A 7,698-nucleotide genomic window follows, 5' to 3' on the forward strand; every position below is an offset into this window, starting at 1 on the left:
CTTGTAACCAGCACACTCAAGATAAGGTATTTTGGATAGTTTCTGGAAGTCGTACTTGGCCATCTGTCCCTGGCAATGTTGGCATTTTGGAGCAGGGTAATCGAGTTTAGCGATGACCTCTTTGTAACTCCCAGCCTCCACAACCTCCAAAATAGTGATATTGGGGTCTTTAATTCCGAGTAGGTTTGTGATAAAATTGAACTGTTCCATATGTGTCTTTCTAATGAGTTGTTTAAGCACTTTTCATTGTAGGTTATATGGAACTTTTTTTCTACACTCAAAAGGCTCTATAANTTTCATTGTAGGTTATATGGAACTTTTTTTCTACACTCAAAAGGCTCTATAATCTCCATGGTGGATTTACCCACTACAGAAATTATAGAGCCGTATTTTGGATGGCTTTTGCATGTCGACATTTAGGTCATTGAGTAACTTTATTTGTGAAATAGCCATAGTTCAAAGTTTCCCCCTTAGTTATCCTCTTTCAGATGCAATAGACTGAATATTAGGATGTTTGAATGACAATTGGTAACCCGTCTCCATATTTGTCAAAAGGTTTGAAGTGTGATAGAATGGTACAGGTAAATCTTGAGATAAAGTGAAAGAATGAATTGTATGCGTAAAATTATTATTACAGGAGGGCGTCCACTCAAGGGTGAGATTCCTGTTTCTGGAGCAAAAAATTCGGTTGTAGCCCTGATTCCTGCTATGATTTTAGCCGATGAGCCGATTACCCTAGATGGTGTGCCAGATTTAAGCGATGTGGCCAATTTGGTTGAGATGCTTAGTTTGCTGGGTGTCAAAGTCAATCGCCAGCAGGAGAGTTTGACAGCAGACCCATCAGGTCTTGTCAATCGGCCCATACCACCTGAGATGATTAGTCAGTTGCGGGCGTCTTATTACTTTTATGGCAGTTTGCTAGGGAGATTTGGCTATGCCAAGGTCGGTCTGCCGGGTGGCTGTGATTTAGGTCCTAGACCGATTGACCTCCATCTAAAAGCCTTTGAAGCCTTGGGTGCTCAAGTGACCTATGAGGGAGACCATATGATTCTCTCTACAGGTGGTCGTCGCTTGCAAGGGGCGCATATCTTTATGGATACAGTCAGCGTTGGGGCAACCATCAACACCATGATAGCGGCTAGTCTTGCTCAGGGTCGGACTGTGATTGAAAATTCAGCACGGGAACCTGAGATTATTGATGTGGCCATCTTGCTTAATAACATGGGCGCGCGTATCCGCGGAGCTGGCACAGCTGTTATTACGATTGACGGTGTTGAACGTCTCGGTGGGACACGCCATCAAGTGATTCCCGATCGCATTGAGGCTGGTTCTTACATCGCACTGGCTGCTGCGGTTGGTGAGGGCATCTGCGTGACCAATGTGCTTTATGAGCACTTGGAAAGCTTTATCGCCAAACTAGAAGAGATGGGCGTGCGCATGATTGTCAAAGAAGATGCTGTTTTTGTTGAGAAACAAGAAGCTCTCCGTGCAGTGGATATCAGCACATCGCCTTATCCTGGTTTTGCAACTGATTTGCAGCAACCGTTGACCCCGCTATTACTGAAAGCTCAAGGGCGCGGAAAAATCAAAGATACGATTTATGAAAAGCGGGTGAACCATGTCCCAGAATTAGCACGTATGGGGGCGGAGATTTCAACACTCGGCGGTCAGATTATTTATACAGGTGGCAAGCCCTTATCAGGTGCGGAAGTGCGTGCGACTGATTTGCGAGCTGGGTTAGCCCTGATTACCGCAGCTTTGATGGCTGATGGCCAGACAGTGATTACAGATATTGAACATATCCTCAGAGGGTATTCTAATATCATTGAAAAGCTTCAGGCACTCGGTGCTGATATTACCTTAGTTGACGAGTAACAGGTAGTATTTCTGAGTTAATTGTCTTCATAAAGCTTGTTCAAACCTTATTTTCAAAGCAGATAAATTTAAAACAGCTAGCAAGCATCAGACAGAGTTTCTGATGCTATTTTCATGTTATCCTGTATGTTGCTTTGGCGACAAACCTTAAAATGTGGTAAAATCTAGTCAAGGAGGTCATACGATGACAGAAACAAAAGAAGAACTGCGCCAGCGGATTGGTGACTTGGCTTACCGAGTGACCCAAGAATCAGCAACTGAGCGTCCTTTCACAGGGGAGTACGATAATTTTTTTGAAAAAGGTATCTATGTGGATATCGTTGGTGGTGAGGTCTTGTTCTCATCGCTGGACAAATTTCCCGCCCACTGCGGTTGGCCTGCTTTTAGCCAACCGATTAACAACCGTGACCTGACCCATCACGATGACAGTTCCTACGGCATGCGGCGGATTGAAATCCGCAGTCGTCAGAGCAATTCCCATCTGGGGCATGTTTTCAACGACGGTCCTCGTGACAGAGGGGGCTTGCGCTACTGCATCAACTCGGCAGCCCTGAAATTTATCCCCTATGAGCAAATGGCAGAGCTCGGTTACGGCGACTATTTGAGCTTGTTTGAGGAGGAGGTATGACGGTTTATTTCCTAGATGGGCTGGGAAGTAACCGCTACTACGCAGCTGACTTACTGGTAGCCTTGGCAGATAGAGGGGTAAGGGTCAATTATCTGCCACTTCCTGGTCACCCTGATAACCTCGAACAGTCGGTGGTAAGCAATGAAGCGTTACTAATCTGGTTAAGTCAACAGTTACCAGAAACGCCTGTGACCCTGCTCGGCTATTCTCTTGGAGCAGACATCTCAGCAGCGTATGCCTACGCTTATCCTTGGCGCGTGAGCCAACTAATCCTGTTAGATGGGGCCTGTATTGATCTTTCGTCTTTACCACTTGAGGAGGAATTGGCTGGTGCTCAGGCCTACTTGGAGGGGCAGGTTTTTGCAGACATGGCGGAGCATCTGAGTCAGGCGCGTGAGGGGAGTGAGAGTTGGTCAGCCAACCTTGAGCGAGCAGAGCAGGAGGCCTACCTCTATGATGAGGTGGCTGGGGTCTATCGCTTGCGGCTCAACCAGGAGGCGGTAATGGGGCTGTTGACAGCTCGCCGACAGTGCCATCAGCCCTTGCAACAGGCAGATTTTAGGACACCGACGACGGTCATCATCAGTGACCAGCCGTCAGATGTTTTAGAGCAAAAAGAGCGCTATTTAGCTAACTGTCCAGTTTATGTCTCTTATCAGGTGCTGCCAAACAGCCATCATGATTTCTACATGGCGCGTCCGGCTGAGACTGCTGAGTTGATTATGTCTTGTCTCGCGGAGGGTACTCATGGCTAATATCAAAGACTATGTGCTGGCAAACGGTCATCGATCCTTTGACGACCTCCCGCTCAATGAGTTGGACATTGCCTGTCTAAACGAACTCGGCTATTTGACTTTTGGTGAATACCTGCCAGAAACGCTTGACCATCACAGCTATCATCGACTGGTTGACCTACTGGGGAAACTTGCGGTTGCTGAGTTGGAACAGCCAGCCTATGATTTCCTGGTGACACCAGCACGGGTTGAACTCCTACGAGCAGTCTTAACCAGTCAGCGATTTGGTGATGTAGAGCTAGGCTACTATGTCAATGATGTTAACCCCGACTACGGCAGGCAATTCGCTGCCATGGTCATGTGCTTGCCCAGCCTTGGGCATACCCAGTTGATTTTTCGTGGCACAGATGATAGTTTGATTGGCTGGAAAGAGGATTTCAACATGTCCTACATGCGAACCATCCCTGCCCAGCAGGCGGCATTCAGTTACCTCAGAGCATTTTTGATGGATTTCTCAGGCAAATTGGTGGTCTCTGGTCACTCTAAAGGTGGCAATCTAGCGCTCTATGCTAGCAGTTTGGTTCCAGCAACCTTACAAACAAAGATCAGTGCTGTCTATGTTTTCGACGCTCCTGGACTTCATCAGTCTGTCCTCAATTCTCCTGGTTATCAGACCATTCGACCAAGGGTCAAGGCTTTTCGGCCTGAAGAGGCTATCGTTGGCATCATGCTAAGCTCAGATGTGGCTTATGAAACGGTGATTAGCCAAAATAAGGGGCTGTTGCAACACGATATGTCGCATTGGCAGGTGTCGGAGACGGCTTTTTTGAGAAGCTCTCAACTTAGCCAATTTAGCCTGAGTCTAGAGAAAACCTTCAATGATTGGCTTAATCAGTACTCAAATCAAGAACTAAAACTCTTTTTTGATACCTTTTTTGACTTGTTTTTCACCTCTGGCATTGCCAGTCTAAACGACCTATCAACCCCTGATCCCGTTCGTGCCAGAGCTATGCTAAACACGTTGCGCCATCTGGATAAACCCCGCCGTGAGTTTATGATCAAAGCGGTCAACCAACTGATGAGCCTCTATGGTAAACACGCCTTGGCGGATCGGCAGCGAGGTACAGCTTATTGGGGGGATATTTTGGGAAAATGGCAGAGCAGGTCTACAAAGTCCCTAGAAACAGCTGACGATGCGTAGAGGCAGTTCAATGATTGTTCGTCTAGATGAGTTGCTCTCTAGCTATCAAAATCGCTGAAAATTTGTTACAATAGAAGCATGACACGGATAAAAAAACTTTTTGTGTCCGACATGGACGGTACTTTTTTGAATGACCAAGGCAGCTATGACCGTAAACGTTTGGAAGCTCTGCTAGATGATTTTGACCGCTTGGGCTATCTCTTTGCAGTGGCTAGTGGTCGCGGTTTATTAGCCTTGGATAAGCTTTTTACAGGATTGACCAATCGTATCGCTATGATTGATGAAAATGGGGCTTTCGTCCGTTATCAAGACCAGGTAATTTTTGAAGATACGATGCTTCCAGATGAGGTTGCAAGAGTTGTTGAAGCGCTTAGGCAAAATTCCTACCTGACAGAGGACAAGTACTTGCTGTCTGGGCAACGCGGTTCTTATGCCACCCAACAAGCGGCTGCTACTTACGTTGCTGATTTGGCGCATTACTATGAAAACCTGCAACAGGTTGATGATCTACTAGCTGTTGATGACAACATCTACAAGCTCACTGCTCAGTTTACTAAGGACACTCTGTTAGACGGGATTGCTGCCTTTAATCAGCGAGAAACTGGTTTTGTGGCCGTGGCTGTCGGAGATGATTCGGTTGATATTATTCGTCAAGGGAGCAATAAAGCTCTTGGTCTTATGAAACTTTGTCAACAGTTAGGGCTAGATGTGAGTCAGGTGACTGCCTTTGGGGACAATGGGAATGATCTGGAACTAATGAGTCAAGTTGGACAGGCGATAGCGGTTGCTAATGCCATTCCAGCCATTAAAGAACGGGCTAGTCAGGTGATTGGTCATCATGAGACAGGTGCTGTGTTGACCTACCTGGAACAAGCGGCCGCAGACATTAGATTACTGGCTTTGGATCTGGACGGCACCTTGTTCACCACAGACAAGCAGGTCAGTCCAGAAAACAAGCTCGCTCTGCAAATGGCCAAGGAAAAAGGTGTCAATATCGTCATCACGACAGGGCGTCCGCTCAAAGCTATTGGCAATCTGCTGGAAGAGCTGGGACTGCAAGGGTGGGACCAGTACAGCATTACCTTTAATGGTGGGCTGGTGCAGCGAAATGATGGGACCGTTGTAGCTCACCACCCGATGAGCATGAATGAGATTGCTCAGGTGCAGGCGGTGATGGCGCAACTGGCCCTGCCTGTTGATGTCATTAGTGATGGGACAGTTTATTCGATTCCCAGTCAAGGCAAGACATCGCTCTACCACACCGCCAATCCCATGTTGGACTTTATCCAGCTGAACAGCCTTGCCGATCTACCAAAAGACCAGGTCTACAATAAAATCGTCATTGTCTGTGAAGCTGACTACTTAGACCAGCGAATTGCCCAACTACCAGCCAGTCTGAGCCAGCAGTTTGAGGTCTTTAAGTCTCGGGAGATTATCCTAGAAGTCATGCCCAAAGGTGTCCATAAGGCGCAGGGCTTGGCAGACCTATGTCAGATGCTTGGTCTTGCCCCTCATCAGGTTATGACCATGGGTGATGAGGAAAATGACCTGACCATGTTAGCTTGGGCAGGCTGGGGTGTCGCTATGGGCAATGCGGTGCCTGCTGCCAAAGCTGCTGCTCGTCTGTCTGTGACCAGAACCAATGACCAGTCAGGTGTGGCAGAAGCTATTTACCGTTATATCGTGAAGGAGGAGATGACTGATGGGCTTGTTTGATCGCCTATTTGGGAAGAAAAAAGAAGAGCAGGTGCTTCAAGACCCTGTACAGGAGACAACAGCTGAGGATAGTCAGCTGCTCGATGAACCAAACGTTGATGTTTCCACTGTCAGCACTGCTGAGGAAAATACTGTAATGCCCCAGTCAAACTTGGCTGATGAGGTGGTTTTAAGTCAAGTAGACGATGAAGCTGACAATCTGGCTGCACCAGCTGACCAGCTGACATCTCCTCTAACCGACGATGCTGCTTTGGCTGCTCAGTTGACCGAACACGGCCAGCATTTTTCAAGCGTGATGGCGAATTATTATGCTAAAAAAGCAGCCGTTAAGGCTGCGGCTGAGCGAGGGGAAGAGTTGGTTTTGGAGAGCATGCAGACGCGACAGGTTGTAGAGCCTGTTTCAGCGCCAGCCCAAGCAGTGCAGCACTCTGAAACCACCGAAGACAAGTACAACCGCACCCTCAAGAAAACCAGAACTGGTTTTGGCGCAAGGCTCAATGCTTTCCTAGCTAACTTCCGTACCGTGGACGAGGAATTTTTCGAGGACTTGGAAGAACTACTCATCATGTCTGACGTGGGTGTGACGGTCGCTACCAAGCTGACAGAGGAGCTCCGCTATGAAGCCAAACTCGAAAAGGCTAAAAAGTCAGACGATCTCCGCCGTGTCATCATCGAAAAACTCGTGGACATCTATGAAAAGGATGGTTTTGAGCAGGAAGCCATCAACTTCCAAAAGGGGCTGACAGTTATGCTCTTTGTTGGGGTCAATGGGGTCGGCAAAACCACCTCAATCGGCAAGCTCGCCCACCAATACAAGCGAGCCGGCAAGTCGGTCATGCTAGTCGCTGCGGACACCTTCCGTGCTGGTGCAGTTGCCCAGTTGGTCGAATGGGGGCGCCGTGTCGATGTATCTGTGGTGACTGGATCTGAGAAGGCGGACCCTGCCTCCGTCGTTTTTGACGGTATGGAAAAAGCTGTCGCTGAAGCCGTTGACATCCTTCTGATTGATACTGCGGGACGGCTCCAAAATAAGGACCACCTCATGGCTGAGCTGGAAAAAATCGGGCGCATCATCAAACGTGTCCTACCAGATGCCCCACATGAGACCCTTCTGGCGCTCGATGCCTCAACTGGGCAGAATGCTCTGGTGCAAGCCAAGGAATTTTCAAAAATCACACCACTGACAGGTTTAGTTTTGACCAAACTGGACGGTACTGCTAAGGGCGGGGTTGTTCTTGCTATTCGTGAGGAACTTGATATCCCTGTCAAATTCATCGGTTTTGGAGAAAAGATTGATGACATCGGTCAATTCCGCTCTGAAGATTTCATGTGCGGTTTGCTTGACGGTTTGGTGTAGATATTAACATCGTATGAAAAGAGGCTCTTTGTCAACTGTAGTGGGTTGACCCACTTAACACTGAGAGAGGACAGTTCTTGTCTTCTCTCGTTTTATGTTTATGGCAATGAAAATGCGAGTTTTGTCTTTTCAAAGTTTCTGAAACCAAAGGCATTCCGTTTAATGACCTTGATAAGGTTGTTTGTCG

The 7,698-nt window shown here is 47.6% G+C and carries 6 protein-coding genes and 3 pseudogenes; 7 read left to right on the plus strand and 2 right to left on the minus strand.

The features are described 5' to 3' along the window. Positions 1-210 (minus strand): annotated as a pseudogene (locus ACERC7_RS10115) (ISL3 family transposase); the annotation flags it as partial. A 405-nt stretch (positions 211-615) separates the two neighbouring features. Between ACERC7_RS10115 and ACERC7_RS10120 the strand changes: the two are divergent. From ACERC7_RS10120 to ftsY, 7 genes and pseudogenes are all read left to right on the plus strand, one after another. After that, entirely contained in the window at positions 616-1,875 is a 1,260-nt protein-coding gene (locus ACERC7_RS10120; RefSeq protein ID WP_373666860.1) for a UDP-N-acetylglucosamine 1-carboxyvinyltransferase, read from the plus strand. 184 nt (positions 1,876-2,059) lie between these two features. After that, positions 2,060-2,503: a peptide-methionine (R)-S-oxide reductase MsrB gene (gene msrB / locus ACERC7_RS10125; protein ID WP_018367809.1), complete on the plus strand. Its 444-nt coding sequence runs from the start codon at positions 2,060-2,062 to the stop codon at positions 2,501-2,503. Next, on the plus strand, positions 2,500-3,258 hold the full coding sequence (locus tag ACERC7_RS10130; protein ID WP_373659628.1) for an alpha/beta fold hydrolase: 759 nt from the start codon (positions 2,500-2,502) through the stop codon (positions 3,256-3,258). Before msrB ends, ACERC7_RS10130 begins: the two co-directional genes overlap by 4 nt. Continuing rightward, entirely contained in the window at positions 3,251-4,438 is a 1,188-nt protein-coding gene (locus tag ACERC7_RS10135) for an Mbeg1-like protein (protein ID WP_373666861.1), read from the plus strand. The genes ACERC7_RS10130 and ACERC7_RS10135 overlap by 8 nt, the downstream gene beginning before the upstream one ends. A 78-nt stretch (positions 4,439-4,516) precedes the next feature. After that, a pseudogene (locus tag ACERC7_RS10140) lies at positions 4,517-5,293 on the plus strand (HAD-IIB family hydrolase); the annotation flags it as partial. Between the two features lie 9 nt (positions 5,294-5,302). Beyond that, positions 5,303-6,154, plus strand: a complete 852-nt coding sequence (locus tag ACERC7_RS10145; protein ID WP_373666863.1) for a Cof-type HAD-IIB family hydrolase — start codon at positions 5,303-5,305, stop codon at positions 6,152-6,154. Continuing rightward, positions 6,141-7,511, plus strand: coding sequence for a signal recognition particle-docking protein FtsY (ftsY, locus tag ACERC7_RS10150; RefSeq protein WP_373666862.1), 1,371 nt, complete (start codon positions 6,141-6,143; stop codon positions 7,509-7,511). Before ACERC7_RS10145 ends, ftsY begins: the two co-directional genes overlap by 14 nt. A 54-nt stretch (positions 7,512-7,565) precedes the next feature. Here the strand turns inward: ftsY and ACERC7_RS10155 are convergent. Continuing rightward, positions 7,566-7,698, minus strand: a pseudogene (locus ACERC7_RS10155) (transposase); the annotation flags it as partial.

Source organism: Streptococcus sp. E17BB (assembly GCF_041807725.1).
GTDB lineage: Bacteria > Bacillota > Bacilli > Lactobacillales > Streptococcaceae > Streptococcus > Streptococcus entericus.

Bases quoted from the DNA above. Each gene is read 5' to 3' on its own strand.
- ACERC7_RS10130 (WP_373659628.1), top strand. From the start codon at position 2,500: ATGACGGTTTATTTCCTAGATGGGCTGGGAAGTAACCGCTACTACGCA.
- ACERC7_RS10135 (WP_373666861.1), top strand. From the start codon at position 3,251: ATGGCTAATATCAAAGACTATGTGCTGGCAAACGGTCATCGATCCTTT.
- ftsY (WP_373666862.1), top strand. From the start codon at position 6,141: ATGGGCTTGTTTGATCGCCTATTTGGGAAGAAAAAAGAAGAGCAGGTG.
- ACERC7_RS10120 (WP_373666860.1), top strand. From the start codon at position 616: ATGCGTAAAATTATTATTACAGGAGGGCGTCCACTCAAGGGTGAGATT.
- msrB (WP_018367809.1), top strand. From the start codon at position 2,060: ATGACAGAAACAAAAGAAGAACTGCGCCAGCGGATTGGTGACTTGGCT.